At 61.3% G+C, this 3,169-nt stretch carries 4 protein-coding genes; all 4 read left to right on the top strand.

Annotated features, from left to right (window positions below):
* Positions 1-875 (top strand): glycosyltransferase (locus EN993_RS33655; protein ID WP_127266035.1); only part of this gene is annotated, 875 nt, incomplete at its 5' end.
* 290 nt (positions 876-1,165) lie between these two features.
* The gene (locus EN993_RS33650) at positions 1,166-1,561 is read left to right on the top strand and encodes a hypothetical protein (RefSeq protein ID WP_109665949.1); all 396 of its coding nucleotides are present in this window, start codon (positions 1,166-1,168) and stop codon (positions 1,559-1,561) included.
* Between the two features lie 152 nt (positions 1,562-1,713).
* Complete coding sequence (locus tag EN993_RS33645; RefSeq protein ID WP_109665951.1) at positions 1,714-2,577, top strand: family 16 glycosylhydrolase; 864 nt, start codon at positions 1,714-1,716, stop codon at positions 2,575-2,577.
* A 67-nt stretch (positions 2,578-2,644) separates the two neighbouring features.
* A partial coding sequence (locus EN993_RS33640; RefSeq protein ID WP_164757984.1) for a nucleotide sugar dehydrogenase occupies positions 2,645-3,169 on the top strand: 525 nt, incomplete at its 3' end.

Here is a 3,169-nt window from a genome sequence, read left to right as displayed (position 1 = left end):
ATGTCGCGCGAACCGCCGACGATGGCAGCGGGCGGCTCACCGTGATGCGCCTCGACGTCAATCGCGGCCCCTCCTTTGCCCGCAATGCAGCGATCGCCGACTCGAAATCGCCGTTCATCAGCATTCTCGATGCCGACGATTTTTTCCTCGAAGGCCGGTTTAGCAGCCTGTTTGCTGGCGCCGATTGGGATTTCGCGGCGGACAACATCATGCTGATCAGGGACGATGCGACCGGCGATGCCACGAAAATCGTCGCGCCTAAATTTGCCGCCGATCCGGAATTCCTCGATTTCGAGCGCTTCGTCGAAGGCAACATCTCCAGGCGGCGCGTGCAGAGGGGTGAGCTGGGCTTTTTGAAGCCGGTGATCAGCCGTGCCTTTCTCGACCGCCATGGGTTGCGCTACGACGAGAGCCTGCGGCTGGGCGAGGACTACGAGCTCTACGCCCGCGCGGTCGCCCGCGGGGCGCGGTTCAAGGTCATTCGCTCCTGCGGCTACGGCGCCATCGTCCGCGCCGATTCGCTGAGCGGCCGCCACAAGACGCAGGACCTGAAGCGTCTGGCCGATGCGGATCTGGCGCTGCTGGCGATCGACAGTCTGCCGGAAGGCTCGAAAGCGGTGCTGCGGCGGCACGAGCGGCACGTGCGTGACAAGTATCGGCTGCGCAATTTCCTCGACGTCAAGGCCGAGCGGGGGCTGGCATCGGCCGCGGCTTACGCTTTCGCCAGCCAATCCAACCTCGTCCCCATCGTCCAGGGCGTAGCTTCCGACAAGCTCGAGGCGCTGTTTCGCCGTGTCGGCCTTGTGTCAAGGCAAAAGCATGTGCCGCCGCTGCGTTTTCTGATGGCCGGAACCAGCACGGGCAAGGAACGTTGAGAGCGGTGCCAGGCGCCTGCGGTTTGTCCGCAAAGGCACATTCATCACGCAAACCATTTCGGCCGGATTTATGAGTTTACGAATTGGTGGTTGCCTCGCGGCTCCGACGATGGCAGTCTATGTTGCGGTGCAGCATATTGGACGACCAGCCGAACTGGCCCCCGATCGGATTGGTCTGATGTCTCTCCTTGAGAGGAGCAGGACAATACAACACGAGTTTTTTGAGCCCCGGCTGCGGGGATCGGCCAGAAGCCCGGCCCACAAGCCGGCGATGACAGGAATCTGAGTTCATGGCCTCGATATTCGGTTTCAGATCAAGGGATCCGGCCCGCGACCGGCAGGCCGATGTTTCACGTCTCGATCGTCTGGCAAAGCTGTTCGAGCAGATCGCGTCCGAGATCGAGGCCGAGAGGGTCGGGCTTGAGAATCGCTACCGGACGACGTCGACCAACGCCGCCTTCCTGGTCGAAGCGATGGAAAACGGCTCCGCCTCCGACCGTCGGTCATCCGAAGTCAGCGCACTGACGACGTCGATCCTGAATTGCGAACGCCGCATCGCGGCGCTGTCGCGCCAGGACGGCATGATGAAAGAGCTCCGTCATTCGCTGGATATGGTCTTCGACGAGAAGGCCTCCTCGGCCGCCACGGCCGAATTCGCCCGGCCGGCAGGCACCGGCAGAGGTTGAAAGTGGAGGCCATCGACTGTTGCAACGGATTTGATGCGAGGCAGGAAAAGCAATTCGAGAGGGTCACAGAGGAGGTCAAGGTTGGCCCCGTTCAGGAGCGGTTCGAATGTCGACTTTGGGTTGGGGACGCACGGCGCAAAGGTGAGTTTGGTATGAATTCGAATCCGAGAACTACGTCCACAACTGCAATTGACGCATCGCCGTTCGCGCACCGGACCGGGCAAGCCGGCCGGCGACGGCTGATTTCGCTCGGTGCGTTGCTGCTGGCCGCTCTTGGCAGTTTCCTGGCAACCCCTTCCTATGCCCAGGACATTCCGACATCGCCGTCCTTTGTCGACGATTTCAAAAGCTTCGATCGTGCGCGCTGGTATGTTTCCGACGGCTGGAACAATGGCAGCCATCAGAATTGCACCTGGTCGAAGGGACTGGTCAGCCTGTCGGACGGGGTGCTGTCGCTCGGCTTCGAGAAGCAGAAGCTGAAAGACCGTGAGTTTGCCTGCGGCGAGATCCAGACCAAGCAGCGCTTCGGCTACGGCACCTATGAGGCGCGGCTGAAGACCGATACCGGCTCCGGCCTCAACGCGGCGTTCTTCACCTATATCGGCCCCACCGACAAGCAGCCCTGGGACGAGATCGACTTCGAGATCCTCACCAAGGACACCTCCAAGGTGCAGGTCAATGCCTACATTGCGGGCAAGGGCAAGAACGAGAAGCTGGTCGACGTGCCCGGTGGCACCGAGAACGCCTTCAACGACTACGCCTTCGTCTGGAAGAAGGACAGCTTGAGCTGGTACGTCAACGGTCAGCTGGTGAACACGATCACCGACCCGGCGAAGTTACCCACCCATGCGCAGAAGATCTTCTTCAGCTTTTGGGGCAGCGATACGATGAAGGGTTGGATGGGAGCCTTCGCCGATCCAGGCCGCAAGCTTTCGCTGCAGGTCAAGCGCGTTGCCTTCACGGCGCTCGGCGAGCCATGCCAGTTTCCGGAATCACTAGCATGCAGCGTAAAGTAGTTGGGAAAGTCGATTTGAACTGGCCGGGCCGAAAACGGTCCGCTGCCTTGCATGGGAATGAAACCGAATGAATTTGACGGTGTTTGGAATTGGCTATGTCGGCCTCGTGCAGGCGGCGGTGCTTGCCGAAGTCGGGCACCAGGTAGTGTGCGTCGACATCGACGCCGCCAAGGTCGAGCGGCTCAACCAGGGCCTGGTTCCCATTTTCGAACCCGGACTGGAGAACCTCGTCAAGGAGAACCATGCCGCCGGCCGCATCAAGTTCACCACCGATGCCGCCGCCGCCGTCAGGCATGGCGAGATCCAGATGATCGCGGTCGGTACGCCGCCCGGTGAGGACGGCTCGGCCGACCTCAAATATGTGCTGGCCGTCGCCGAGACCATCGGTCGCGAGATGGACAAACCCAAGATCGTCGTCGGCAAGTCGACGGTGCCGGTCGGCACCTGCGAAAAGGTGAAGGCCAGGATCGCTGAAACGCTGAAGAAAAGAGGCCGAGAGGACCTGGCCTTCGACGTCGCTTCCAATCCGGAATTCCTCAAGGAAGGCTCCGCGGTCGCCGACTGCATGAAACCGGACCGCATCATCGTCGGC

It is taken from the genome of Mesorhizobium sp. M7D.F.Ca.US.004.01.2.1 (assembly GCF_003997785.1).
Taxonomy (GTDB): Bacteria; Pseudomonadota; Alphaproteobacteria; order Rhizobiales; family Rhizobiaceae; genus Mesorhizobium; species Mesorhizobium loti.
The sequence above is the reverse complement of the archived record's forward strand: the minus strand, read 5'-3'. Positions and strand labels throughout refer to the sequence as shown.

Coding starts and splice junctions, on each gene's coding strand:
- EN993_RS33650 (WP_109665949.1), top strand. CDS start 1,166: ATGGCCTCGATATTCGGTTTCAGATCAAGGGATCCGGCCCGCGACCGG.
- EN993_RS33645 (WP_109665951.1), top strand. CDS start 1,714: ATGAATTCGAATCCGAGAACTACGTCCACAACTGCAATTGACGCATCG.